A 22992-nucleotide genomic window follows, 5' to 3' on the forward strand; every position below is an offset into this window, starting at 1 on the left:
ACGACTTACAGCTGAGGAAGAGAACACATGACGCAGCAGGCGGCCCGGGCACTCGTGGCGGGTGTCAACGGGAAGAACCCCGAGATCGACCCCTCCGCCTTCACGGCGCCCACATCCGTGGTCGTGGGCGACGTACGGCTGGGCGCGGGCGCGAGCATCTGGTACTCCGCGGTGCTGCGCGCGGACTGCGGTCCGATCACCCTGGGCGCCGACAGCAACGTGCAGGACAACTGCACCGTGCACGTGGACCCCGGTTTCCCGGTCTCCATCGGCGAGCGCGTCTCCATCGGCCACAACGCCGTCGTGCACGGCTGCACGGTCGAGGACGACTGCCTGATCGGCATGGGCGCGACGGTCCTCAACGGCGCGGTGATCGGCGCGGGCTCGCTGGTGGCGGCCCAGGCGCTGGTCCCGCAGGGCATGGTCGTCCCGCCCGGCTCGCTGGTCGCCGGTGTCCCGGCGAAGGTCCGGCGCGAGCTGACCGAGGAGGAGCGCGAGGGCATCAAGGTGAACGCCCTGATGTACACCGAGCTGGCCAAGCAGCACCGCGCCTCGGTGACCCCGGACGCGTGAGGATCCCCCGCCCCGCCCCACTCACCCGTGGCGGGGCGGGCGGGGGAAGGGCCACTCAGTCGGTGAGCACGGCCGCGGAAGAGGCCGTGGACGACTCCTGGGAAGCCTCGGCGCGCGCCGCCGCGGCCGCCTTCTTCATCCGGCCGCGCACCACCACCGTCACCGCGATCCCGAACAGCAGCGCCACCGCGAGCGCCACCCACGAGAACCCCTTGAGCCACGGCTCGGCGACGACCCCGATGGTGTAGATCACGGCCGTCGTACCGCCCGCCCACAGGATTCCGCCGAGGACGTTCGCGATGAGGAACCGCCAGTACGGCATGTGCAGCACGCCCGCCAGCGGCCCCGCGAAGATCCGCAGCAGCGCCACGAACCGGCCGAAGAAGACGGCCCACATGCCCCACTTCTCGAAGGAGCGCTCCGCGACGGCCACCTGGTCCGGCCCGAAGTGCTTGGGGAAGCGCCGCCCGAGCCGCTCGAGCAGCGGCTTCCCGCCCTTGCGCCCGATCGCGTAGCCGATCGAGTCGCCCACGATCGCCCCGACGGTCGCGCAGGCGCCCAGCACCACGGGGTCGATATGACCCTGCTGCGAGGCCAGCAGCGCGGCGCTGACCAGAACGATCTCTCCCGGCAGCGGAATTCCGAGGCTCTCGACCCCGATGACGAGCCCCACCAGGAGGTAGATGCTGACCGCCGGAATCGTCTCCAGCCATTCCTGGATGTGCACCGGTACGTCCTCCCGAGTTGTTCGCCCGGCCCGCCCCCTGTGACAGGCCGAACGGGCAGCCTATCCGGTCGCCACCACAGCCTTTGCCCGCAGCGGCAGTTCGCGCGAGGAACGACCGGCGAACACTTCCCGACGACCGGAACCCACCACCCACGCGTGCTGCTCCGGATCCCACGAGGACAGCGTGCGCGCATCGATGTCGAGGACCACCCGCTGCGCCGCGCCGGGCTCCAGGGTGAGCTTGCGGTAGCCGGCCAGCAGGCGCACCGGCTGTTCCAGCGACAGGTCCGGTGACGGGCCCACGTACACCTGGGCCACCTCGGTGCCCTTGCGGCGCCCGGTGTTGCGGACGGTGAACTCCACGCGCAGCCCGCTGCCCCGCCCGTGCCCGGGCCCCGGCCGGACGGTCAGCTTCTCGTACTCCCAGGTCGTGTACGAGAGCCCGTGCCCGAAGGCGAACAGCGGAGCCACCCGCTGCGCGTCGTACCAGCGGTGGCCCACGTGGACGCCCTCGGAGTACTCCTGGCGGCCGCCCACCCCCGGGTAGCGGGCGGCGTCGCCACCCACCGGGTGCGCGTGCTCGTCGGCCGGGAAGGTCTGGGTGAGCCGGCCGCCCGGGTCCGCGTCACCGAAGAGCACGTCGGCGGTGGCTCCCGCGCCCTCCTGGCCCGGGTAGTACATCTGGAGGACCGCTCCGGTGCGGGAGAGCCACGGCATCGTCGTACTGGAGGAGGTGTTGAGCACCACCGTGGTCCGCGGATTGGCCGCGGCGACCGCTTCGACGAGCGCCGCCTGGCCGCCCGGAAGACCCAGCGAGGTCCGGTCGCTCCCCTCGGTGGCGTCCTCGTAGGCGAACAGCACCACGCTGTGCGCCTCCTTGGCGGTCTTCACCGCCTCGGCGAGGTCGGCGGCGCGGGTCGCACCCGTCGTGTGGCGCAGTCGCAGCCGCTGGCCCTGCGGCCCGCCTTCGGCGGTGACGGCGAGCCGGTGTTCGCCCGCCTTGAGCGCGAGGGTGCGGCGGCGCACGGCGAGTCCGTCGGGCGCGGCGGCGAGGAGCCCGCCCGCGAAGTACTCGGCCACGCCTTGGAGCACCGGGAACAGTTCTTCCCCGTCGAGCCTGACCACCGGCCGTTTCCCGGTGTAGTGGACGAGCAGGGTCCACTCGTCGTCGGCCGCGAGCCGGAAGGTGCCCTCATAGCTCCAGGTGCGCCCGGCGTCCACCTTCCGGTCGTCGAGGCCGGTGCCGGGCGCCAGCAGTTTCGCCGGGAGCGGGCGCCCGTACAGGTCCTCGCCGAGCGCGTAGCGCACGGTGGCGCCGGTCCCGGCCCGTTGCCGGATCGCGGCGAGGGGGGCGGCGGCCGCGTCGGGGACCACGTGCGCGCTGCCGCCGCCGCTGACGAAGGGGGTTCCGCCGGTGGGACCGATCACGGCGATCGAGCGGGCGGCCGCTCCCGCCAGTGGCAACGTGGCGCGCTCGTTGCGCAGCAGGACCGCGCCGGCCACGGCCACCCGGCGGGCGGTCCCGGCTCCGGCGGCCGCGTCCCGGGCGGGCCGCGCGGCGGGGTGCTCGGCGAGCAGCCCGAAGCGGTCCATGGTGGCCAGGACGCGGCGTACCGCGAGGTTCACGGCGCTCTCGTGGACGGAGCCGCCGCGCACCGCCTCGCGCAGGGGGGCTCCGTAGTGGGTGCCGCCGGGCATCTCCATGTCGAGGCCGGCGCCGATGGCGGCGACGGTGCTGTGCGTGGCGTCCCAGTCGGACATCACCCAGCCGTCGAACCCCCAGCGGCCGCGCAGCAGTTCGTCGAGGAGGGGCCTGCTCTCGCAGGCGTAGGCCCCGTTGACCTTGTTGTAGGCGCCCATCACCGCGCCCGCGCCGGCCGCCACGGCGGCTTCGAAGCCCCGTAGCTCGGTCTCGTGGAGGGTCTGTTCCGCGACGATCACGTCGACGGTGTCGCGGCCCTTCTCCTGGTTGTTGAGCGCGAAGTGCTTGACGGTGGCGATGAGGCCCTCGTCCTGGATGCCCCGGACGACCTCGGCGACCAGGTCGGCCGTGAGTTTCGGGTCCTCGGCGAAGGTCTCGAAGTTCCGTCCGGCGTACGGGGTGCGGATGAGGTTGGCCATGGGCGCGAGCAGCACGTCCTGGCCGAGCGCCCGGCCCTCGCGTCCGAGGACCCGGCCGTACTCGCGGGCGAGCGCCGGATCGAAGGCGGAGGCGAGCAGTACGGGGGCGGGCAGCGCGGTGGCGGGCTTGCCCGTGCCGACCCCGGCCGGTCCGTCGGCGAGCCGCAGCGCGGGGATGCCGAGGCGGGGGATGCCGGGCACGTATCCGGCCTGCCCGAGCGGGGCCGGGTCGGGGGCTCCGTGCAGCAGCACGGTCTTCTCCTCCAGGGTGAGCCGTCCCAGCAGCCCGTCGACCCTGGCCGCACTGCCGGCCTTGGGCGCGTTCGCGGCGGAGGTCCTACGGGACTGCGCGCCGGGCGGCGGCGCCGGTACGCAGCCCGCCGCTGCGAGGGCGGCGCCCACCGCCCCGAGGAGGCCCATCACCCGGCGTCTGGACACGGCCTCGCTCATGGGCGCTCCCTGCGGCGTGGGCATCGGCGGCGCCGTCCACGGCGGAGCCTGCCACGCCGGTCGGCGGGAGCGGCCCGCGCCGGACCGCTCCCGCCGCCCACTGTGCGCCGCCCGTCGGCCGGGCCCGCCTCAGGCGCGCCATCGCGCGGCCGACGTTCAGCCCTGCGGCGGCGGCTGCGCGGTGTCGGGGTCCCGGCGGGGCTCGTCCTGGAGCTGGACCCGCGCCTCGGTGCGGTGGCCGCGCGCGATGTAGTCCCGTACGACGGCCTCGACCGCGTCCTGGGGCGATCCGATCCCCGCGAGGACCATGACCTCCACGACGAGTTCCGCGTCGAGGCTGATGCTGACCTTGGCCCGGCTCGTCACGAGACCCCCTCCATCCGGTGTGGCAGGGACTCTATCGGCACCGGGCCCACGCCGTTACGCGTTCGGGCGCAGCGTCCAGACGACGGTCATCTCGCCGGTCACGGCCTCGTCTTCGCGCTGGATGGCGATGGTGACGGGGAACTCGGGGCGGCCGCCCGCGTCGAGTTCGGCGACCACATCGGCGGCGGGGCGGCCGAGCGTGGCGGTGGCCGTGACGACGCCCTTGGCGAGCTTCTTGTAGCCGATCTCGGCGCTCACGGCGAGGGGCACGGCGCGCGAGAGCTGGTCGCCGAAGGCGGCCAGGACGATCGCACCGCTGGCGGATTCGGCGAGGGTGAACATGGCGCCTGCGTGCGGGCCGCCGAGGTGGTTGTGGAAGTCGGGCTGGTCCGGCAGCCGCACGACCGCGCGCTCGGGGGTGGTCTCCAGGAACTGGAGGTTCAGGGTCTTGGCCATCGGCACGGTGGCGGCGAGGAGTTCGCCCACGTTCATCTGTTCAGCGCTCATGCGACACGATGTTACCCACCGGTAAGCGGCATTGGCCATACCTGTACGGGGGCGGCCGTGACTCCCCGCTCCCGCTCCCACTATCGTTACCGGCCATGTGGCCAGGACAGCAGCAGCCGCCCGGGGGAGAACAGAACCCTCAGGACGCGCAACAGAACCCGTACCAGCAGCAGCCGGGAACGCCGAACCCGTACCAGCAGCAGCCGCCGGCGTACGGCGAACAGCAGCCCGGCTACGGATACCCGCAGCAGCCGCCCGCCCCCCAGCAGTGGGGCCAGCAGCCTGCGACCGTTCCCGTACAGCAGTGGGGGGCTCCGCCGCCCGCCGCGCCCCAGCCGCCGAGCGGCAAGAGCCCCTTCGCGACGAAGACCGTGGCGATCGTCGCGGCCTCCGCGGTGGTCGTGGCGGCCGTCGTCACCGGCGTGGTCGTCATGAACCGGGACAAGGGCACGAGCGACCGGGCGGACGACAAGCCGACCACCTCCCCCACCGCCCCGGCCTCCTCCGGCACCCCGGCCCCGGCGAGCTCGGGCCCCAACCCGCGCGGCGGTGGCGACGTCAAGCCGGGCATCCCGGGCTGGAAGGTCGTCGTCAACCCGAAGTACGGCACCGCCTTCGACGTCCCGCCGGACTGGAACGTCCTGTCCTCGGGCATGTCCGTCGGCTTCTCCGACGACGTCAAGAACGACGGCTCCGCCCTCGTCATGATGGGAGCACCCGCCTTCCTCAAGGAGGACTGGTGCAAGGTCGACGCCAACAAGGACGGCAAGGAGGAGTCCACCGCCCTGGCGGGCACCGGGACCAAGGGCGGCCAGGGCGCGAAGGACCTCGCCGAGGCCGCGCGCAACGAGGCCGGCAACTGGGTGTTCGCCGCGTACGCGCAGAAGGCGCCCAAGGGCACTGTCAAGGTCTCCGACCCCAAGGACTACACGACCGCCTCCGGGCTCAAGGGCTCCATGGCGACCGCGACCGTCTCCGGGCTGCCCAAGGAGAACAAGTGCTCCTCCGACGGCAAGTCGATCGCCTTCAGCTTCCTGACCCCCAAGGGTGACCTCTCCAGCTGGGTCCTCTACGGCGCCGCGAACGTCCAGGGCGAAGTGACCCAGGAGACCTACGAGAAGATCCTGAGCAGCGTCCGCATCAACACCGGCTGATCTCCCGCGACGTACGGATCCGGGCCGGAAATCCGTTTGGATTCCCGGCCCGGTACCGGGATAGTCCTGGGGTGAGCCCTCTCCCCACCTCCTCCCCCCATGCGTCCCGTTCGTCCGTATTCCGGCGTCGGCCCGCCTGGGCCGGCCGGAACTACACCCTGCTGACGGGTGCGGCGGTCGTGACGAACCTCGGGAGCCACGGAGCGCTCATCGCGGCCGCGTTCGCCGTGCTCGACGCCGGCGGCTCCGGCGGCGACGTCGGCCTGGTGGCCGCCGCCCGCACCCTGCCGCTCGTCCTCTTCCTCCTCATCGGCGGAGCCATAGCCGACCGGATGCCCCGCCACCGCGTCATGGTCGCGGCCAACATCCTGAACTGCCTCTCCCAGGCGGCCTTCGCCGTGCTGGTCCTCGCCGGCGACCCGCAGCTGTGGCAGATGATGCTGCTCACCGCGCTGTGCGGAACCGGTACGGCCTTCTTCAACCCCGCCGCCGAGGGCATGCTCCTCTCCAGCGTCTCCGGCGAGCACGCCAACCGCGCCTTCGCCCTCTTCCGGATGGCGATGAACGGCGCCGGCATCGGCGGCGCGGCCCTCGGAGGAGCCATGATCGCCGCGATCGGGCCCGGCTGGGTCCTGGCCGTGGACGCGGCCGCCTTCGCGGTCGCCGGAGCCCTGCGCGCCTTCCTCGACGTCGGCCACGTCGCCGAACGGACCGCCGGCGGCGGCCTGCTGGCCGATCTGCGCGAGGGCTGGGTGGAGTTCAGGAGCCGCCCCTGGCTGTGGAGCATCGTGCTCCAGTTCTCCGTCGTCGTCGCCGTCGTCGGCGCCGCGGAGGCGGTCTACGGTCCCCTGGTTGCCCGGGACCAACTGGGCGGCCCGGCTCCCTGGGGCCTGGCGCTGGGCTTCTTCGGACTGGGCACCATCGGCGGGGCCGTCCTGATGATGGTGTGGAAACCGCGCCGCCTGCTGCTGGTCGGAACCCTGTGCGTGTTCCCGCTGGCGCTGCCCTCGGCGGGACTGGCGGTGCCGCTGCCGGTGTGGGGCCTGTGCGCGGTGATGTTCGTGAGCGGCACGGCCATCGAGGTGTTCGGCGTGAGCTGGATGACGACCATGCACCAGGAGATCCCGGAGGAGAAGTTCTCCCGGGTCTCCGCCTACGACTGGTTCGGCTCGGTCTCGATGCTCCCGCTGGCCACGGCGGTGGCGGGCCCGGTCGAATCCGCCATCGGCCGCACCTCGGCCCTCTGGGGCTGCGCGACCCTGGTCGTCGTGGTCACCGCGGCCGTCCTCCTGGTCCCGGACGTCCGCCACATGACGCGCAGACCCCCCGCGCCGGCACCTGCACCCGAGCCCGCCCCCGCCCCTCTCCCGAGCCCCGCGGCGGCAGCGTCAGCCGGCCCCGCCGACCTCAGCCGAGGCTGAACGCCCCCTCCGGCGGCTCGGGCGAAGCCACCGCGTCGGCGTCGGCCACGGGCAGAGCCCCCCGCATCAAGCGGGCCAGCGCCACCCCCACCTCCACCCGGGAGGGAAACGCGTCCCCCGCGCACGCCCGGGAGAGCGCCGCGACCGGCAGCTCCCGGTCCGAAGCCAGCAGCACCGCGTTCCCGAACCGCCGGCCCCGCAGCACCCCCGGCTCCGCGATCAGCCCCAGCTCCCCGAAGACCGCGGCGAAGTTCGCCAGCTGCCCGCGCAGGAACCCGAAGGGCGCCCCGTCCGCGAGGTTCGCCACGTAGACGCCGCCGGGCCTGAGCACCCGCGCCACCTGGCGCGCGTACTCCACGGAGGTCAGCGAAGCCGGCACCCGGGATCCCCCGAACACGTCCCCCACCACCACGTCCGCGCTCGCGTCCGGGGCCGCCTCCAGCCAGGCCCGCGCGTCGGCGACGTGCACCGTGATCCCCACGCCGTCCGCCACCGGCAGGAACTCGCGGACCAGCTCGACCAGTCCCCCGTCGAACTCGACCACGTCCTGCCGCGATCCGGGACGCGTCGCCGCCGCGTACCGGGGCAGCGTCAGCGCGCCACCGCCCAGGTGCAGCAGGTCCAGCGGGGCCCCCGGCCCGCCGACGCGGTCCAGCACGTGCGCGAGGCGGCGTACGTACTCGAACTCCAGGTGCTCCGGGTCGTCGAGGTCCACGTACGACTGCGGGGCGCCGTCCACGGTGAGGAGCCAAGCCCGCTCCCCGTCGACGTCCGGCATCAGTTTGGCGGTGCCCTGGGCCACGTCCCGGATCACCGGAATCTGTTCGTCACTCACCGCACCATTGTCAGGCCGCCGGATCCGCCCAGACACCGGCAGCCTCCGCGACGTGCCCGGCGGCCTGTTCCAGCCCCGCCCGCGCCGCGGGATCGCGCCGGGCCGGGTCCAGTACGTTGCGCCCGAAGACCTTGCGGGCCGCCGCCGACGGGGTGATCAGGACCACCTTGGCCCCGGCCGCCCGCAGCCGCGCGGCCTGCGTGGCCGGCGAGGGGACGAGCCCGCCGCCCATGGACATCGGCGCGAGGATCACCACGCGGGCGTAGCCGGCGGCCAGGTCGGCGTTGGTCGCCGAGCGGATCCCGCCGTCGATGAACCGGCGCCCGGCGACCGTCACCGGCGGCCACACCCCCGGTACGGCGCAGCTCGCCGAGACGGCGTCGACCAGCCCGGCCGCGCTGCCCCGTTCGAAGGCGGCGAGTTCGCCGGTCAGCGCGTCCACCGCCGCGACCACCAGGCGCCGCTCGGGCCAGGCGTGCGAGACCAGCCGGGCCTCCAGCACCTTGCGGCGCTCCGACTCCGCACCGGCGTCGGCGGCCAGCGCGATGGCCCCGACCCGGCGCCGGTAGGCCTTCGGGTCCCGGGAGCGCACCATCGCGACGGCGTACCGCGCGATCAGCCCGGTCCCCAGCTTCGCGGGGAGCTCCCCGCCGGGGTCGCCGAGCTGACGCTCGTAGAGCTCCTGCGGGGTGAGCAGCCCGGAGGTGAGCTGCGCGCCGACGACCGAGCCCGCCGAGGTGCCGACGACGAGATCGGCGCCGGAGAGGTCGACGCCCGCGCGGGCTAGCCCGTACAGCATTCCGGCCTCCCAGCCCACGCCGGTCAGCCCGCCGCCGCCGAGCACCAGCGCCGTGCCCTTGCCGTCGGTCCTGCCATCGGTCCCGCCGTGGCCGTCGCCGCCCATGAACCGCTCCCTCCCCGCATGCCAGTGGTGACGGCAGTCTGGCGCAAGCCGACCACCGCCACCACAACGGGTACCGCCCCGCCGGCTACCCGACCGCGGTCACCGTCCCCGCGCCGACCGTGCGTCCGCCCTCACGGATCGCGAAGCCGAGGCCGCTCTCGAGCGGGACGTCCCGTCCGAGCTCGACGGTCATGGTGACCGTCTCCCCCGGCCGGGCCGTGGCCGCCTCGCCCAGGTCCACGTCGCCCACCACGTCGGCGGTGCGGATGTAGAACTGCGGCCGGTAGCCGGAGGCCACCGCCGTGGTGCGACCGCCCTCACGGGCGGACAGGACGTAGACCCGCGCGGTGAACCGCCGGGTGGGCACGACGCTGCCGGGCGCGGCCACCACGTGCCCCCGGCGCACCGCGTCGCGGGGCACCCCGCGCAGCAGCAGCGCGACGTTGTCCCCGGCCTCGGCGGACTCCATCGGCTTCCCGAAGGTCTCCAGCCCGGTGACCACGGACTCGACGGGCTCGCCGTCGCCGCCGAGCAGGGCCACGCGGTCGCCCATGCGGACGGTGCCCCGCTCGACGGCGCCGGTGACCACGGTGCCGCGCCCGGTGATGGTGAGGACGTTCTCCACCGGCATCAGGAACGGCGCGTCCGTGTACCGCACGGGCATCGGCACGTACGTGTCCACGGCGTCGAGCAGGGCCTCGATCGCCGAGGTCCAGCGCGGGTCGCCCTCCAGCGCCCCGAGCCCGGAGACCCGTACGACCGGGGCGCTGTCCCCGCCGTAGCCGTTGGCCGTGAGCAGCTCGCGGACCTCAAGCTCGACCAGGTCGGTGAGCTCGGGGTCCCCGGCGTCGGCCTTGTTCAGGGCCACCACGATGTGGTCGACGCCGACCTGCCGGGCGAGGAGCACGTGCTCGGCGGTCTGCGGCATGACCCCGTCGAGCGCGGAGACGACGAGGATCGCCCCGTCGAGCTGGGCCGCGCCCGTGACCATGTTCTTGACGTATGTGGTTGGCGCACCCTGTCATGATGTGATCCGACCGTCACAGGGTGGGGAACGTGGAAGAGATAGACCTGTACCTCCGCAAGAGCAAGATCGTGCGGGAGGGCGTGGAGGCGCTGACCTTCCAAACGCAGGAGGATCGCGGCCGCGCGTGGGCCGACCAGCACGGATACCGAGTGCGGAAGGTCTGGAAGGACAACCTCAGCGCTTGGACCGACACGAAGCGTCCCGAGTTCGACCTTGCCCTTGCGGCACTCAAGCGTAAGGAAGTCCCTGCGCTCTGGTGCTACGCCGTGGACCGGTTCAGCCGTAAGGGCGCGGGGGTGGTTGCCGGACTTCTGGATGCCGGAACCCGTCTGATCTTCGATTACGAGCGGCTGGACAGCGCTGACCCTCGGGACCGCGAGCGCATCATCATGGATGCCGAGCGGGCCAAGTCGTCGTCCGATCTCCTGTCCTACCGCGTACGCGACACCAAGGACACACAACGCCGGAAGGGACTGTGGCTGTCGGCTGCACCGTACGGACTACGCAAGGACGCGGGCGGCAAGCTGCATCACGCGGAGCAATGGCATGTGGTGCTGCGCATCCTGGAGGAAATCGGCGCCGGGACGTCGGCCCGCACGGTGGCTCGTGGACTGACTGCCGATGGCATCCTTTCCCCCAAGGGCGGCAGTTGGGGCGCATCAACGATTCGCCGGATCGTGGCCAATCCCGTATATGAGGGTTGGCAGGTGGTTGCCCTCTCACGCGAACACACGTGGCCCGTGGCTTACCGAGATTCTTCTGGCAAGCGCCTGCGTGTGATGGCTGCTGACGTCGCCCCGGTTCCAACGGAGACTGTCGAACGTGCTCGCCGGGTACAGGCAGGCCACCAGCGGGGCGCACTCGGCACGAGGGTTGGGCGTGCGTCGCACCTGCTGACGGATCTCCTGCGCTGCGCTGGCTGCGGTTCCAAGATGCCGACCATGGGCCGCTCGTATGTCTGCAACGGCCATGCCATGGGGAAGCCGTGTCCGGCGCCCGCCTCAGCCATGCGGCAGCGCATAGAGGACTACGTCTTCTCTCGCTGGTTCGCAGAGGTGGCCTACGCCGAGATGTTCGACCCGCTGATGATCGCCGTGGCCGAACGCTGGGCAGCGCTGACGGTTCCCGAAGCGAGCGAGGACGCACGGGAAGCCGTCGCGGCAGTAAAAGCGGCTGAGGCGGCCATTGAACAGCTCGCCAACGACCGGGCAGCCGGGCTCTACAGCGGGACTATGGGGAAGCACTTCCCCCGGCTCGTCAGCGAGGCGGAGGAGACCCTCCGCTCAGCTCAGGAGAACGCAGCCAGCCACGCAGGCCTAAGCGTGGACCTCACCATGTTCGACAACCACGAGATGCTTGAGGCGGCATGGGAGGCAGCGGACACCTCGCTGCGTCGAGACCTTCTCCGAGTGGCCATCGACCAAATCACTGTGACGCAAGCATCGCGCCGGGGCGCACCATTCGACGGTGACGCCAGATGTGACATCGGCTGGGCTCAAGTCACTGACGGTAGAGACCCCGTGTAGCCCCTCATGGTGCCCGCCTCGCCCCGGTAGTCCCTTCGGACCGCCGGGGCTTTCCTATGCCCGCAGACGGGCGTACAGGGCCGTTCTCGCTCTGCTCGCTGGCCGCACCCTCGGGCTTCGGTCCGGGCTGCCCTACAGCGGGGCGAGCGGTGTTGTAGTGACGGTTACAACCGGTTTTTTAGTAACACGTAAAAAAATATAGAAGAAGAGAGACAGCCGCCTCGTTCGGCACAGCATCACCGAACGGGCCGCAGGCAAGGTCTGCTCTCCACTAGGACCGGGGCAAGAGCGGCCAACCTCACTGCGGTGAAGCGCGTCGAGCTCGCCGAGGGGGCCGGAAACCTTCGATCCCCCTTAGATCCGAGAGCGATGGTGTTCGACCCGCTACGGCAGGGTGCAGGAATTCGCCGGTCCCTACTACTCCCGCAAGAGGGAACGGCGAGCCCCGTCCGCTACGACAGGCGAGAATTCGTCCCTCCCTACCACTTCCGAGAGGGAGCGGGACTAGCGCGCACCCACCCAACGGGGGAAACCGGCGGACCGAGCGCCCGCTCTCTCACCAGCGTTGCCCGTGCACCACGCACCCCGCGTTACCGGGGTGGCCGCAGGAGTCGTGAGGCAGCGCATGCGGGGACCACACCGCCCATGAGTAACCCGCTCTTCGGAGCGCGCCGAAAGGGGTTGAAGCGCGTGTGGTCCCCAACCCGTCCGGACCGGCTCGCCGGCGAGGACAACGAGCACCAGGAGCAACGACAAGGGGGTGTCTGTGCACTGTCTCGACTGCCCGGAGCCGGCGACCCATCGGGGCCGCTGTGAGCCCCACTACCGGGCTTACGAGGACCGTCCCGCGGTAAGGGCTCGGCGGAAGCGTCGGGCTGTTCTCGCACAGGGCAACAGCGCTGCTGCTCGGCTCCGCCGGATCATCCGGAAGTCGGGGCGTTGGAAGTGCGTGCGCTGTGGTCGGCATGTCCTCGCGTCGGCCATCGACATAGACCATGTGCAGCCGCTCGCCCTCGGTGGCGAGGACGTAGACGACAACGTGCAGACGCTGTGTCGGGGCTGCCACAAGCTCAAGACGCGCGAGGACTTCGGGGCCGCGGGTCCGCCGTTCTGAGGGTCGCCCTACTGGTGTGCCCACCACGTGGCGGCGGTTCCTGCGGCCGTGGCTATAAGCGACACGAGCCACACGGGCACGCGCTGCACCGTCAAGTGCACTCCACCCCATCGAATTTCGATGTGGGGCGGTACGGGACGCGTCTGGGTGGGTGTCATTCCGACCTCCTGAGTAACTGGCTTTTCCGGTCCGCGAGTTGTACCCAATGCGCACTACGGATCATAACTATCAGCGCCAGTGCACCGACCGATTGCGGCAGCACGAGGGGGCGCACGCCGCCTACCAGCGGGTTTGCAGGCAAGGAGTAGTGCTTCCACGACGCCTGGATGCGGGAACGCATCATGATCGCGAGGGTGCGATTCGAGGCTATCCGTAGGCCGCTCAGCCGATTGGCGATGGGTTGCGTAATCGAGAGGTGCCCGCAGGAGGTGACCCCTCATGCCCCGACGGCCCCGCCCACCTTGCTCTGTACCCGGGTACCCCTGGCTGACCCGAGCCGGCGGACGCTGGGTTAGTGGGTCGTCCACCAGGCTGCTGCGGCTCCGCTTGCGGTGGTGACGAGCCCGAGGAGCCATCCGGGGATGCGCTGAATGGTCAAGTGCAGTCCACCGCAACGGAGTTCGAGTGCAGGGCGCGTCTCGGATGTCGAGTTCATGACATCAATTGAAGCACTCTTTAACCCCTGCTTGTCGCTCAACGTATGTGTATAAATCCGCGTCCCGGAACTTTGACACTCTGGACAGTTATTGGCCTGGATTGGAGGTGCAGCATGCCCCGCAAACCACGCGCCCCGTGCTCGGTACCCGGCTGCCCTGAGCTGACGTCTGGGGGCCGCCGTGAGGCTCACCAGCGTGAGGCGGACCGGCAGCGAGGGTCTACCGCCGAGCGGGGCTATGCGACCCGTTGGCAGCGCGTGAGACGCGCCTACCTGTACCGCAACCCGTGGTGCCTGCTGTGCGGTCGCACGGCCACCGTGGCGGACCATTTCCCGTTGTCTCGCAGGCAGTTGGTTGCACAGGGCGTGCCCGATCCGGATGGAGCGCATCGGCTGCGTCCGCTGTGCACGCAGTGTCACAACCGGGAGACCGCTAAGCGGCAGCCGGGCGGTTGGGCAGCAGCAAATGTGCAGCCAATTCGGACGTAATTCCTGCCCTACCCAGGGGGGTGCCCCCTTCCCCTCCCGCCATTGATCGGCAGGGAGGCAAAAAACTCTCATGGCTCATTAGAGCTTTCCTGTGGAGCGCGCCGAATTATCGGTTCGCTCCTTTACTTTATCCGCTTCTAAATATTGGAGAATTTAATGACTCTCACTCTGGCTGAATCCGCCAAGCTCTCGCAGGACCAGTTGCAGCGCGGCGTCATCGAGACGTTCGTTCAGGAATCGCCGATCCTGGATCGCCTTCCACTGCTGACGGTCGCCGGAAACGCCTACCGGTACAACGAGGAATCCACCCTCCCGGGTTTCTCGTTCCGTGCGGTCAACGAGGCGTACCCGGAAAGTACCGGGACGCTCAACCAGAAGATCGAAACGCTCGCCATCCTGGGTGGTGACGCCGACGTGGACAAGTTCATCGCGCAGACGCGTGGAAACCTGAACGATCAGCGAGCCGTTCAGATCATGCTGAAGGTCAAGGCAGCTTCCATCCACTTCTCGGACCAGTTCTTCAACGGTGACGTGATGGTGGACCTGAAGGGGTTCGACGGTCTGCGTAAGCGGCTGTTCGGCACTCAGGTGGTCGACGCCAAGGGTCTCGCTCCTGTGGCCAACGGCTATGAGTTCTTCGATGCACTCGACACGCTGACCGCGCGGGTTCGGGGCATCAACGGATCGAACGGCGCGCTCTACATGAACGCCGACATCCGGGTCAAGATCGCGTCAGGGTTCCGCCGGCTCGGCGGCTCCGAGCTGCTGACCTCGGAGATCGCCGGTAAGCGGGCCGTGATGTGGAACGGGATTCCCATGCTGGACGCAGGCCAGAAGCTGGACGGTACAGACGTGTTGCCTCTCACCATCGGTACGGGTGGCAAGCAGACCGGTGACATCTACGCCGTCCGCTTCGGCTCCACCGAGGCCGACGCGGGAGTTACCGGGCTGACCAACGGCGGCGTGCAGGCCACCGACCTGGGCGAGTCCCACGACAAGCCCGCCTACCGCACCCGCATCGACTTCTACTGCGGTCTCGCCCTGTTCGGCGGGAAGGCCGCCGCCCGACTGACCAACGTGCTGAACGGCTGATCAACCTACAGAGCCCCCGTGCTCGTCTCCCTTCACTGGGCGACGGGTGCGGGGGCTCTCTGCGTTGTCGCAGAAGGCTTGGAAGCGCTCTTGACGGCTTGTGTCGGGCGGAGAAGGGTCGTGCACATCGGTGCAACCCGCTCGGCGAAGGAGACCGTGATGACTCTAAAATTTCTGGGGATTTGGCCAAACACCCCTGATGACGGATCGCCCACGATCTGGCTGGACGAGACGACCGGTGACCTGATCATCCAGTCTTGGAAGGCCGACGAAGCGACCATCCAGCAGGCACAGGAAGTCGGCTCAGTGCCGGGCCATTCCACTGACGTACCGGACCACGAGACTGTGATCCGGCTGCCCGCGAACATGCTCCAGTTCATCCCCCGCCCGGACAGTGAGGACCACGGTGGCAACAGAGGTACGTGAAGCACTCGAAAAGGCGCAGCGCTCAGCGATGCACCTTGAGATGCGGGACAGCTACATGCGGGATGATCCTGAGTTTCTGCGCTGGCAGGAAGGGCACCGATACGACCCCGCGGACCGGGAGTCGTGGTGGCGCTCATGGCTGGACGTGGTGGCCGAGACGACTGCTAGGGGCGTGGTCATGCGTCGTCTGCGCGTCGTCTCGGAGCCGCTGAGTGACTACGTGCGTTACGAGTACGACGGCACGTTCTCCAACGTCGCAGCCGGCGAGCTGGTCCGCTGGCTGCCCCGTTCCCACGCCCGTGGTCTGCTGCTCCCCGTGCTGGACGGCTGGGTCATGGATGAGGAAACCGTGATCCTCCACCACTTCAGCGGGGAGGGGCAGTGGACCGGCCCGCGCATGGAGGTCTACCACGATCCGGCGTTGGCCGAGCAGTACGCGGCGGCGTATGAGGCAGCGTGGGAACGAGCGACCCCGCATGAGGAGTACCGGCCGAGCTGACACATTCGTACCGTGGCTGTCTCTCCATCTTCCAGTGCCCAGCAGGCCCGGCAAGCTCTCGCGGATCGCCTCGGGGAGCTTTGCCGGGACGCCGGGCTGACCGGGGTCGATCTCGCTGCACTCTGCGGCTGGAGCCGGTCGAAGTCCTCTCGGATCATGAACGCGCGCACGCCCCCGTCCGCTGAGGACATCCGGGCATGGTGCAACGCGTGCGGAGCCGAGGACCAAGCCGAGGACCTGATTGCCTCGCTGAGAACCGCTGAGGGCATGTGGGTCGGCTGGCGGCGCATGGAGCGGGCCGGGCTCAAGCAAGCTCAGGAAGCTCGTCTGCCGCTGTACCAACGGACCCGCCGTTTTCGCTCGTACTCCTCGTGGCTCGTGCCCGGGATGATCCAGACGCAGCCGTACACGACGGCGGCGCTGCAAGCGATCCAGCGGCGGCGTGGTCTGGTGGACGACGTGGCCGAAGCGGTGGCCGCCCGCATGGAGCGGCAGCGAGTTCTGTACGAGGGTGACCGACGCTTCGCGTTCCTCGTAGAGGAGTCGGTGCTGAGATCCGGGATCGGCGGTGCCGAGGTCATGACCGGGCAGCTTGGTCACCTGATCTCGGTTGCCTCACTTCCCAATGTGAGCTTGGGAGTTGTTCCCATGCGGCCGGATCGGGAGCGGTGGCCGGCTGAGGGGTTCTGGATCTATGGCACGGCGCAGGTCAACGTCGAGTTGATCTCCGGCTATCTGACCCTCACGCAGCCGAGTGAGGTAGCCATGTACGCCGAAACGTTCACCGAACTGTCAGAGCTGGCCGTCTATGGTGCGGCCGCCCGCGCGCTGATCACATCCGCCATGGATGCACTTGAGTGACTGCCATGCAACCTCGTGCAATCTCATATGAGTTGAGGTTGCCCCCTCCCTAGCGTTGGCATCGTCCGGCAGACGACGCGGAGGGGTTCGGCATGGTGACGCCAGCACAGCAGGAGAGGGAAGGTAATGCCCCTCTCCAGCGCGATCAGTTCTATCTGCGGACGACCCGAGCGGTGTCTGCTGCCCGGGACTTCGCCCGAACCACCCTGGGCGAGTGGGGAGTGAACGGCCGCACGGACGAGATCGTGCAGTGCGTGAGCGAGCTGGCAGCGAACGCCGTTCTACACGGGGTGCCGCCGGGCCGCGGATTCCTGCTCCGCATGGTGCACGGCAGGGAAGTCGTTCGCGTCGAGGTGCACGACAGCGGAAGGCCCATGCCCAGCCTCGCGCCGAGGGATGCGAGCACGGACGCGACGGGCGGGCGCGGGCTACCGATGGTGGCCACCCTCTCGGACGCGTGGGGCGTGCGAGAGCGGAATCCCGGCAAGGCCGTCTGGACCGAGTTTCGTCGCTGACCGAGAGGTACTCCCATGGAAACGACCGATCGCGCACGGCTCGACACGTACTTCGGGAAGATCGCCGAGGCGTTCACCCCGATCGACCGACCGTCCTCGCTATTGATCACACATCTGCTCCCCGAGCGCCCCGCGTTCGTCGGGGCCGTGGGCAAGGTGTCGCACCTGCGTGCTGTTCTCCCCAAGCCCAAGTCCATCCACGCGAGCGCTCGCCGGGAGATCGAACGGACCGTGGCGTGCGACGAACTGTCCCGGGACATGTTCGGCGACCCCGACACTGCCGTGACGTACCTGGAGACCAGGGCAGCCGGGGAGAGCGTCGTTCTGCTCGATGTGGGCGGGTACTTCGCTCCCTCGCTGGACGCGCTGTGCGAACGGTTCTCGGGAACCATCGTCGGCGTGGTCGAAGACACCGAGAACGGCCACAAGCGCTACGCCGAACGGGACAAGCTGCCGTGCCCGGTCGTCTCGGTAGCCCGAAGCCCCCTCAAGGACCCGGAAGACTTCCTGGTTGGTCAGTCCGTCGTGTTCTCGGCCGAAGCGCTGTTACGGCAGCGCGGAGACATCCTGCACGGGCGTCCTGCCCTGGTCCTCGGGTTCGGCAAGCTCGGGTCCAACATCGCCCGTCTGCTGCACGTCAAGGGCGTGCGGGTCATCGTCTACGACATCGACCCTGTACGGCGCGCACAGGCCATGTCCCAGGGCTTCGAGGTGGCCCGGGACCGAGACCAGGCCATAGCCACGGCTGGACTCGTTCTCTGCGCAACGGGCGCGCTGTCCCTGCGCGGCGAGGATTTCCCGCAGCTCAAGAACGGGGCTTATGTAGCGACCGTGACCAGCTCCGAAGACGAGCTGGAGCTGAGCGGCCTGCCCTCGGGCTACATCCGCGACAGCGCCGGCGAGCACGTCAGCCGCTACAGCACGACCGGCCACTACTTCTATCTGCTGAATGGCGGCGAAGCGGTCAACTTCATCCACGGCGCGAGCGTTGGACCGTTCATCTTCCTCGTTCAGGGCGAGATCCTCGCGGGCGCGGCCATGCTGGCTCGCGGAGGTCTGGAAGCCGCCATGTACGAGGTGCCCACCGCCGACCGGGAAGCCATTGCGGCGACCTGGCTCCACTACTACAACAGGTGATCGCATGCCCATCACGGCAGACCCGACCACATCCGTACGACCCTCGCCGAGTACACCGACGCGCACCCCGAGGACAAGCACGCGCTTGCCTCTCTGACAGAGCTCCTGGATCAGGGCGCGGACGTGACAAGCCGCAAGGAGTTCAGCGGGCACGTCACTGCGGGCGCTGTGCTTGTCAACGACCGGGGCGAGGCGCTGTTCATCCATCACAACGCGCTCGACAAGTGGCTGACCCCGGGTGGCCACCTTGAGCCCGAGGACACGAACCTCTTGGGTGCGGCGCTCCGCGAACTGGTCGAGGAAACGGGCGTGACGCTAAGCATCGCCCCCGTCCAGCCCAGGCCCGTGCACATCGACGTGCACCCGATCCCTGCGAACGACAGCAAGGGAGAGGGCGCTCACTGGCACGCAGACTTCCGGTACCTCTTCCGCGCTACCGGCGACCAGGCCGTGACGCTCCAAGCGGAGGAAGTCAGCGGGTACGCGTGGCGCAGCGTGGAAACGATCACTGACGAGACACTGCGGACTCGGGTCGCCGCCGCACTCCGCTAGGGCGCCTGACGAACCCATGATCGCCCCCGTGCACGGTCCGTTTCAGCGGCCGCAGGACGGGGGCTCTTCTCTTGCCTGATCAGCACAGCTAAGGTCATACAAGGGTGAACCAACCACATAGTCGGCGTGACCGGGCATGTCCACGTGCGCGTAGTGCCGGGTGTCGGTCTCGTACTCGACGTGCGTGAGGTAGATGGTGATCCCGCGCCGGGCCTCCTCCGGAGCCCGGTCGATGCGGTCGAACGGCACGAAGGAGGCGCCGCCGCGCGCGGCGAGGACCTTGGTGATGGCGGCGGTCAGGGTCGTCTTGCCGTGGTCGACGTGACCCATGGTGCCGATGTTCAGGTGCGGCTTGGTGCGCACGAAGGCCGTCTTGGCCATGATGTCTTCCCGTGTGGTCCGAAGCTGGAAATACGGGACCCCCGAAGCGAACCGACCCTCCCCCTGTGGGGTCCGCCGGACGATCCGGGAAGGGTCAGCTTCGTGCGCCGTCGAATGCGGGTGCGCCTGCGGCGAGCTCCGCGGGGAAGGCAGCCTTCGGCGCGTCCGCGACTGCGGACGGCGCTGAGGGGAAGGCGTACCTGGACATGTGCTCGATCCTGCCGGAAGGGACTCGGCAGGGCCAATGAATTTCGCCCCGGCGGCCGGGACTTGGCCCGCAGGGTCCAGCTCCCGCGCCCCGACGGTCCCGGCCCTACGCCCCGCCGATGTTCTTGAGCGCCTCGCGCACCGAGAGCGGGGACAGCGAGTCGCGTTCGGCCTCCACGAAGGCCCGCACCGCGCCGGGGTCGGTCTTGGCGTACTCGCGCAGACACCAGCCGATGGCCTTGCGGATGAAGAAGTCGGGGTGGCCCGACTGGCGGCGGCAGTAGGCGAAGAGCCGCTCGGCGTCCGTCGCGGACTTGTACCGGAGCTGGTGCAGGAGGGCGGTGCGGGCGATCCACATGTCCTCGTCCCCGATCCACTCGTCCATGACGGCCGCGAGCGCCGGGTCCGCCGCCACCAGCGGTCCGACCGTGTGCGCCGCGAGCGCGTCGACGGTGTCCCACCACGGGACGGTGACGACGAGGTGCCGGACGACGGGCAGGAAGCCGGAGGAGCAGTGCGGGACGTGCCGGCGCAGGTAGTCGACGGCGAAGTACTGGTACTCACGCTCCGGAAGGTCCCAACAGCGCAGTGCGAGGGCCGCGCAGTCCGCCTCGGACGGTTGCGGGGTGTCCTTGGTCACGGCCCGCGACAGCTCGCGCCGCAGCGGGCTGGGGATTCCCAGGAAGGGCGCGACGTCCTTCATGTACGAGGCCATGTGCCCGGACTGAGCCGCGTCGGCCGCGGCGCCGAAGGACTCCGTGAGGCGCTGCGTCAGCAGGTCCGCGAGGGCGCTGGGCGGGACCCGCGGACTCCGCCGGTCGTTCGGCTGCATGAGGCCCAGATTACGGCGCGCGGTCACGGGGGTCGGTTAGTCTCCCGGAATGTCCCTCCTCCTCGCGCCGTGGACCCGGCTCTCGCTGCTCGTCGTGCTGCTCGTGGCCGCCGGCGTCTGCGTGGTGCTGTACGAGCCCCAGCGGCTGCTCTCGGAGGGCTGGCCCCCGGGGCTCCCGGTGGGTGCGGCGGTGGTCCTCTTCGCGGCGGCGTACGGGGTGTGCACGGCCGCGCTGGTGCCGCGCCCGCTGCTCAATCTCGCCTCGGGCGCCCTCTTCGGATCGCAGTTCGGCCTGGTCGCGGCGGTCGCCGGCTCGGTGATCGGGGCCGGGATCTCCTTCGGCCTCGGCCGGATGCTGGGCCGTGACGCCCTGCGTCCGCTGATCCGCGGCCGCTGGCTGCGGGCGGCCGACGACCAGCTGGACCGGCACGGGTTCCGTTCGGTGCTGGCGGTACGGATCTTCCCCGGCCTGCCCTTCGCGGCGGCCAACTACGCGGCCTCGATGTCCCGCTGCGGCTGGGGGCCCTTCCTCCTCGCCACGGCGATCGGCGTGATTCCCAACACCGCCGCGTACGTGGTCGCGGGGGCCACAGCGTCCTCCCCCACCTCCCCCGCGTTCCTCGCCTCGTTCGGCTTCATCGCCGTCTCCGGGGTGGGCGCCGCGATCGTCGCGTGGCGCAAGCGGCACCACCTGGCGCCCGCGCGCGAACCCGCGCGAGTGCCCGTACCCGCAGGCGAACTGACGGCCAACCACCCCCCTGTGGTCACGGCCCTACCGCACGGGCCCTAGCATCGGACCCGAACTGCCCGACGATCACAAGGACGAGCACACCCCGACATGAACTGGATCGAATCCCTCATCCTCGGTCTCGTCCAAGGACTTACGGAGTTCCTCCCGATCTCCTCCAGCGCCCACCTGCGGCTGACCGCGGTGTTCGCCGGCTGGCAGGACCCGGGAGCGGCCTTCACCGCCATCACCCAGATCGGCACCGAGGCCGCCGTGCTGATCTACTTCCGCAAGGACATCGCGCGGATCATCTCCACTTGGTTCCGCTCGCTCTACACGAAGGCGCTGCGCTCCGAGCAGGACGCGAAGATGGGCTGGCTGGTGATCGTCGGCTCGATCCCGATCGGCGTCCTCGGCCTCGTCTTCAAGGACGCGATCGTGGGCCCGGCCCGCAACCTGTGGCTGACGGCCACCACCCTGATCGTGATGGGCATCGTGCTCGGTGCCGCCGACCGGCTGGCCGCGCGGGACGAGGAGGGGGGTCGGCACCGCGCCATCCGCGAGCGCAAGACCCTCAAGGAACTGGGCGTCAAGGACGGCCTGATCTTCGGTCTCTGCCAGGCCATGGCCCTGATCCCGGGTGTCTCCCGCTCCGGTGCGACGCTCTCCGGCGGTCTACTGCTGGGCTTCACCCGCGAAGCGGCGGCCCGCTACTCCTTCCTCCTCGCCATCCCGGCCGTGCTGGCCTCCGGCCTGTTCGAGATCAAGGACGTGCTCGAGACCCCGGGACACATCTCCTGGGGTCCGACGATCTTCGCGACGGTCATCGCCTTCATCGTCGGCTACGTGGTCATCGCATGGTTCATGAAATTCATTTCCTCGAAGAGCTTCATGCCCTTCGTGATCTACCGGATCCTGCTCGGCATCGTGCTGATCGTCCTGCTCTCCATGGGTGTCCTCAACCCCGACGCCGGCGCGTCGGCCGGCTAGCACCGGCTCCGCTCACCACTTCGCGTGAATCGGAGGCCGCCCGGGAACGTTCCCGGGCGGCCTCCGCGTCGTTGTGCCTGGAGAGACCTGAAGGCAAGCAGCAGGGGGTGTCCCATGGGTCGAGTGGTACTGGAACGTTTTCCGGCCGGAAGTCCGAGGGGAAGTTGGCCGGCCGAGGAGTACGCGGCGCAGCGGATGCGCGAGGGTGTGCCGGCGGAGGTGGTGATGGATCTGGCCAGCGACGCGTTCCTCGTCGTGGTCCGCCCCCGGGAGGCCCATTCCGGCCACTGATCCGCGGCGGGACGGATCCCGGCCGCGCACGCCTCTTGGCCTCCGCGCCCCGTACCTCCACACTTGCCCGATGACTCAGCGTGTGGACCTTGCGACCGTGATGGACCGGATGGCGATCGACGAACTGGTCACGGGGTACGCGGTGGCCGTGGACGACGGGGACTGGGCCGCCTACCGCGCCCTGTTCGCCCCGGGCGGGCGGGCCGACTACAGCTCGGCCGGCGGGGTCGAGGGCCCGGCCGGGGAGGTGGCGGACTGGCTCGCCGAGACGATGAAGCTCTTCCCGGTGCGCCAGCACCTCATCGTCAACCGGCTGATCCGGGTGGCGGACCTGGGCGGCTCCCCCGGTGACACGGCGGAGGTCCGGGCGGACTTCCTCAATCCGATGCGGCTGGACGGCGAGGACTTCGACGGCACGGTCACCGCGCCCAACTTCGTCGCCGCGGGCCGCTACACCTTCGCCGCCGCGCGCACCGCCCGCGACGGCTGGCGGCTGTCCCGGGTCACCGTCCACGAGAAGTGGCGCCACATGGCCTTCTGAGCGGCCGGCCGGGTCCCGGTGCCCGGCCGGAACCACAGGGCTGGAACCGCTGGGCCGGACCCGCAGGGCTGT

At 70.0% G+C, this 22992-nt stretch carries 23 protein-coding genes and 2 pseudogenes; 16 read left to right on the forward strand and 9 right to left on the reverse strand.

Annotated features, from left to right (window positions below; genetic code table 11):
- The first annotated feature begins 27 nt into the window (after positions 1-27).
- Positions 28-573: a gamma carbonic anhydrase family protein gene (locus AC3IYJ_RS06620; RefSeq protein WP_489400412.1), complete on the forward strand. Its 546-nt coding sequence runs from the start codon at positions 28-30 to the stop codon at positions 571-573.
- A 55-nt stretch (positions 574-628) separates the two neighbouring features.
- Here AC3IYJ_RS06620 and AC3IYJ_RS06625 read toward each other — a convergent pair whose 3' ends face one another.
- The 4 genes from AC3IYJ_RS06625 to AC3IYJ_RS06640 all read right to left on the reverse strand — a co-directional run bounded on the left by AC3IYJ_RS06625 (position 629) and on the right by AC3IYJ_RS06640 (position 4744).
- Positions 629-1300, reverse strand: a complete 672-nt coding sequence (locus AC3IYJ_RS06625) for a DedA family protein (protein ID WP_489400413.1) — start codon at positions 1298-1300, stop codon at positions 629-631.
- Positions 1301-1360: 60 nt separating this feature from the next.
- Positions 1361-3871 (reverse strand): beta-glucosidase family protein, encoded by a 2511-nt coding sequence (locus AC3IYJ_RS06630; protein WP_489400414.1) that lies wholly within the window; start codon positions 3869-3871, stop codon positions 1361-1363.
- A gap of 156 nt (positions 3872-4027) precedes the next feature.
- On the reverse strand, positions 4028-4180 hold the full coding sequence (locus tag AC3IYJ_RS06635) for a DUF2191 domain-containing protein (protein ID WP_330300797.1): 153 nt from the start codon (positions 4178-4180) through the stop codon (positions 4028-4030).
- 111 nt (positions 4181-4291) lie between these two features.
- The gene (locus AC3IYJ_RS06640; protein WP_250740213.1) at positions 4292-4744 is read right to left on the reverse strand and encodes a DUF4442 domain-containing protein; all 453 of its coding nucleotides are present in this window, start codon (positions 4742-4744) and stop codon (positions 4292-4294) included.
- 95 nt (positions 4745-4839) lie between these two features.
- On the opposite strand from AC3IYJ_RS06640, the gene AC3IYJ_RS06645 reads away from it, so the two are divergent.
- Positions 4840-5898: a DUF8017 domain-containing protein gene (locus AC3IYJ_RS06645; RefSeq protein WP_489400415.1), complete on the forward strand. Its 1059-nt coding sequence runs from the start codon at positions 4840-4842 to the stop codon at positions 5896-5898.
- A 71-nt stretch (positions 5899-5969) separates the two neighbouring features.
- A complete protein-coding gene (locus AC3IYJ_RS06650) occupies positions 5970-7319 on the forward strand; it encodes an MFS transporter (protein ID WP_489400416.1) in 1350 nt (449 codons plus the stop codon).
- On the opposite strand, the gene AC3IYJ_RS06655 is transcribed toward AC3IYJ_RS06650, so the two are convergent.
- From AC3IYJ_RS06655 to AC3IYJ_RS06665, 3 genes and pseudogenes are all read right to left on the reverse strand, one after another.
- The gene (locus AC3IYJ_RS06655) at positions 7306-8097 is read right to left on the reverse strand and encodes a spermidine synthase (RefSeq protein ID WP_489402717.1); all 792 of its coding nucleotides are present in this window, start codon (positions 8095-8097) and stop codon (positions 7306-7308) included. The two genes, AC3IYJ_RS06650 and AC3IYJ_RS06655, sit on opposite strands and share 14 nt — an antisense overlap.
- Before the next feature lie 67 nt (positions 8098-8164).
- Entirely contained in the window at positions 8165-9058 is an 894-nt protein-coding gene (locus tag AC3IYJ_RS06660) for a patatin-like phospholipase family protein (RefSeq protein ID WP_489400417.1), read from the reverse strand.
- Between the two features lie 85 nt (positions 9059-9143).
- Positions 9144-10061 (reverse strand): annotated as a pseudogene (locus AC3IYJ_RS06665) (EF-Tu C-terminal domain-related protein); the annotation flags it as partial.
- A gap of 53 nt (positions 10062-10114) precedes the next feature.
- Here AC3IYJ_RS06665 and AC3IYJ_RS06670 point away from each other — a divergent pair.
- The 9 genes from AC3IYJ_RS06670 (at position 10115) to AC3IYJ_RS06710 (ending at position 18951) form a co-directional block, all read left to right on the forward strand.
- Positions 10115-11611 carry a recombinase family protein gene (locus tag AC3IYJ_RS06670; RefSeq protein WP_489400418.1) on the forward strand — a complete coding sequence of 499 codons (1497 nt, stop codon included), beginning with the start codon at positions 10115-10117 and terminating at the stop codon, positions 11609-11611.
- 949 nt (positions 11612-12560) lie between these two features.
- Positions 12561-12725, forward strand: a complete 165-nt coding sequence (locus AC3IYJ_RS06675; protein ID WP_489400419.1) for an HNH endonuclease — start codon at positions 12561-12563, stop codon at positions 12723-12725.
- A gap of 1300 nt (positions 12726-14025) precedes the next feature.
- Positions 14026-14961 carry a major capsid protein gene (locus AC3IYJ_RS06680; protein ID WP_489400420.1) on the forward strand — a complete coding sequence of 312 codons (936 nt, stop codon included), beginning with the start codon at positions 14026-14028 and terminating at the stop codon, positions 14959-14961.
- Positions 14962-15120: 159 nt separating this feature from the next.
- On the forward strand, positions 15121-15387 hold the full coding sequence (locus AC3IYJ_RS06685) for a hypothetical protein (protein ID WP_489402718.1): 267 nt from the start codon (positions 15121-15123) through the stop codon (positions 15385-15387).
- Entirely contained in the window at positions 15368-15886 is a 519-nt protein-coding gene (locus AC3IYJ_RS06690) for a DUF6879 family protein (RefSeq protein ID WP_489400421.1), read from the forward strand. The genes AC3IYJ_RS06685 and AC3IYJ_RS06690 overlap by 20 nt, the downstream gene beginning before the upstream one ends.
- A 12-nt stretch (positions 15887-15898) precedes the next feature.
- The gene (locus AC3IYJ_RS06695) at positions 15899-16747 is read left to right on the forward strand and encodes a helix-turn-helix domain-containing protein (protein WP_489400422.1); all 849 of its coding nucleotides are present in this window, start codon (positions 15899-15901) and stop codon (positions 16745-16747) included.
- Positions 16748-16839: 92 nt separating this feature from the next.
- Positions 16840-17262, forward strand: a complete 423-nt coding sequence (locus AC3IYJ_RS06700) for an ATP-binding protein (protein WP_489400423.1) — start codon at positions 16840-16842, stop codon at positions 17260-17262.
- Positions 17263-17277: 15 nt separating this feature from the next.
- Positions 17278-18399 carry an adenosylhomocysteinase gene (locus AC3IYJ_RS06705; protein ID WP_489400424.1) on the forward strand — a complete coding sequence of 374 codons (1122 nt, stop codon included), beginning with the start codon at positions 17278-17280 and terminating at the stop codon, positions 18397-18399.
- A gap of 30 nt (positions 18400-18429) precedes the next feature.
- The gene (locus tag AC3IYJ_RS06710) at positions 18430-18951 is read left to right on the forward strand and encodes an NUDIX hydrolase (protein ID WP_489402719.1); all 522 of its coding nucleotides are present in this window, start codon (positions 18430-18432) and stop codon (positions 18949-18951) included.
- A 114-nt stretch (positions 18952-19065) separates the two neighbouring features.
- Here AC3IYJ_RS06710 and AC3IYJ_RS06715 read toward each other — a convergent pair.
- Positions 19066-19332, reverse strand: a pseudogene (locus AC3IYJ_RS06715) (GTP-binding protein); the annotation flags it as partial.
- Positions 19333-19645: 313 nt separating this feature from the next.
- Entirely contained in the window at positions 19646-20371 is a 726-nt protein-coding gene (locus tag AC3IYJ_RS06720) for a DNA alkylation repair protein (RefSeq protein WP_489400425.1), read from the reverse strand.
- A 49-nt stretch (positions 20372-20420) separates the two neighbouring features.
- Here AC3IYJ_RS06720 and AC3IYJ_RS06725 point away from each other — a divergent pair, with 49 nt between their 5' ends.
- The 4 genes from AC3IYJ_RS06725 to AC3IYJ_RS06740 all read left to right on the forward strand — a co-directional run bounded on the left by AC3IYJ_RS06725 (position 20421) and on the right by AC3IYJ_RS06740 (position 22920).
- Entirely contained in the window at positions 20421-21161 is a 741-nt protein-coding gene (locus AC3IYJ_RS06725; RefSeq protein WP_489400426.1) for a TVP38/TMEM64 family protein, read from the forward strand.
- A 48-nt stretch (positions 21162-21209) separates the two neighbouring features.
- Positions 21210-22088, forward strand: coding sequence for an undecaprenyl-diphosphate phosphatase (locus AC3IYJ_RS06730; protein ID WP_489400427.1), 879 nt, complete (start codon positions 21210-21212; stop codon positions 22086-22088).
- A 114-nt stretch (positions 22089-22202) separates the two neighbouring features.
- Positions 22203-22379 (forward strand): hypothetical protein, encoded by a 177-nt coding sequence (locus AC3IYJ_RS06735; protein WP_489400428.1) that lies wholly within the window; start codon positions 22203-22205, stop codon positions 22377-22379.
- Positions 22380-22449: 70 nt separating this feature from the next.
- A complete protein-coding gene (locus AC3IYJ_RS06740; protein ID WP_489400429.1) occupies positions 22450-22920 on the forward strand; it encodes a nuclear transport factor 2 family protein in 471 nt (156 codons plus the stop codon).
- The last annotated feature ends 72 nt before the right edge of the window (positions 22921-22992 follow it).

The organism is Streptomyces sp. GL_140 (assembly GCF_057834465.1).

Bases quoted from the DNA above. Each gene is read 5' to 3' on its own strand.
- AC3IYJ_RS06680 (WP_489400420.1), top strand. From the start codon at position 14,026: ATGACTCTCACTCTGGCTGAATCCGCCAAGCTCTCGCAGGACCAGTTG.
- AC3IYJ_RS06720 (WP_489400425.1), bottom strand. From the start codon at position 20,371: ATGCAGCCGAACGACCGGCGGAGTCCGCGGGTCCCGCCCAGCGCCCTC.
- AC3IYJ_RS06630 (WP_489400414.1), bottom strand. From the start codon at position 3,871: ATGAGCGAGGCCGTGTCCAGACGCCGGGTGATGGGCCTCCTCGGGGCG.
- AC3IYJ_RS06660 (WP_489400417.1), bottom strand. From the start codon at position 9,058: ATGGGCGGCGACGGCCACGGCGGGACCGATGGCAGGACCGACGGCAAG.
- AC3IYJ_RS06635 (WP_330300797.1), bottom strand. From the start codon at position 4,180: ATGGTCCTCGCGGGGATCGGATCGCCCCAGGACGCGGTCGAGGCCGTC.
- AC3IYJ_RS06705 (WP_489400424.1), top strand. From the start codon at position 17,278: ATGGAAACGACCGATCGCGCACGGCTCGACACGTACTTCGGGAAGATC.
- AC3IYJ_RS06620 (WP_489400412.1), top strand. From the start codon at position 28: ATGACGCAGCAGGCGGCCCGGGCACTCGTGGCGGGTGTCAACGGGAAG.
- AC3IYJ_RS06640 (WP_250740213.1), bottom strand. From the start codon at position 4,744: ATGAGCGCTGAACAGATGAACGTGGGCGAACTCCTCGCCGCCACCGTG.
- AC3IYJ_RS06700 (WP_489400423.1), top strand. From the start codon at position 16,840: ATGGTGACGCCAGCACAGCAGGAGAGGGAAGGTAATGCCCCTCTCCAG.
- AC3IYJ_RS06730 (WP_489400427.1), top strand. From the start codon at position 21,210: ATGAACTGGATCGAATCCCTCATCCTCGGTCTCGTCCAAGGACTTACG.
- AC3IYJ_RS06735 (WP_489400428.1), top strand. From the start codon at position 22,203: ATGGGTCGAGTGGTACTGGAACGTTTTCCGGCCGGAAGTCCGAGGGGA.
- AC3IYJ_RS06685 (WP_489402718.1), top strand. From the start codon at position 15,121: ATGACTCTAAAATTTCTGGGGATTTGGCCAAACACCCCTGATGACGGA.
- AC3IYJ_RS06725 (WP_489400426.1), top strand. From the start codon at position 20,421: ATGTCCCTCCTCCTCGCGCCGTGGACCCGGCTCTCGCTGCTCGTCGTG.
- AC3IYJ_RS06655 (WP_489402717.1), bottom strand. From the start codon at position 8,097: ATGCCGGACGTCGACGGGGAGCGGGCTTGGCTCCTCACCGTGGACGGC.
- AC3IYJ_RS06645 (WP_489400415.1), top strand. From the start codon at position 4,840: ATGTGGCCAGGACAGCAGCAGCCGCCCGGGGGAGAACAGAACCCTCAG.
- AC3IYJ_RS06740 (WP_489400429.1), top strand. From the start codon at position 22,450: ATGACTCAGCGTGTGGACCTTGCGACCGTGATGGACCGGATGGCGATC.